A 1134-nucleotide genomic window follows, 5' to 3' on the forward strand; every position below is an offset into this window, starting at 1 on the left:
CCGTCGCCGCGGACCTCCTCGCCCTGACGCTGATCACGCCTCCGGGGGAGCAGGGTGCGGACATCGCGGTCGGTTCCACCCAGCGTTTCGGCGTTCCGTTGTTCTTCGGCGGCCCGCACGCCGCGTACATGGCGGTCCAGAAGGGCCTTGAGCGTTCGATGCCGGGCCGCCTGGTGGGCGTTTCCAAGGACGACGCCGGCACTCCGGCCTACCGCCTGGCGCTGCAGACCCGCGAGCAGCACATCCGCCGGGAGAAGGCGACGTCCAACATCTGCACCGCGCAGGCACTGTTGGCGATCGTGTCCTCGATGTACGCCGTCTACCACGGCCCCGATGGCTTGAAGGCGATCGCCGAGACCGCCCACCACCACGCCCGCACCCTGGCAGGGTCCCTGAAGGGCGCGGGCCTTGAGGTCCTGCACGGCAGCTTCTTCGACACCGTCACGGTCCGCGTCCCGGGCAAGGCTGCCGAGATCGTTGCTGCCGCCGAGGCCAAGGGCATCAACCTGCGCGGCATCGACGCCGACACCGTGGGCGTCTCGGTTGACGAGACCACTACGAAGGAAATTGTCGGCGACGTCGCCGCGGTGTTTGGCGCTGAGGTACTTGAGTCCGGTGAGGGTTTCGCGCTGGAGGCCGCCGTCGGGCGTTCTTCGGACTACCTGCAGCACCCGGTGTTCAACACGCACCGTTCCGAGACCCAGCTGCTGCGCTATATCCGCAGGCTTTCGGACCGTGACCTGGCGCTGGACCGCACCATGATCCCGCTGGGTTCGTGCACCATGAAGCTGAACGCGACCGCCGAGATGGAAGCCATCTCCTGGCCGGAATTCGCCTCGATCCACCCCTTCGCCCCGGATTCCCAGACCGAGGGCTGGCGCGAACTGATCGAAGATCTGGAAGCCGACCTGACGGAGATCACCGGTTACGACCAGGTCTCCATCCAGCCCAACGCCGGTTCCCAGGGCGAACTCGCGGGCCTGCTGGCCATCCGCGGCTACCACCACTCCCGCGGCGAGGCCCAGCGCAACGTCTGCCTCATCCCGGCGTCCGCCCACGGCACCAACGCGGCCTCGGCGGTGCTTGCCGGCATGAAGGTGGTCGTGGTGGCCACCGCGGCGGACGGCACCATCG

The 1134-nt window shown here is 68.3% G+C and carries 1 protein-coding gene; it reads left to right on the forward strand.

Annotated features, from left to right (window positions below; translation table 11 throughout):
* Positions 1-1134, forward strand: a 1134-nt coding sequence (locus QRN52_RS20380) for an aminomethyl-transferring glycine dehydrogenase (RefSeq protein WP_502869739.1), incomplete at both ends; no start/stop codon positions are given.

This window comes from Arthrobacter sp. efr-133-R2A-120 (genome assembly GCF_030209835.1).
In the GTDB taxonomy this organism is placed as follows: Bacteria; Actinomycetota; Actinomycetes; order Actinomycetales; family Micrococcaceae; genus Arthrobacter.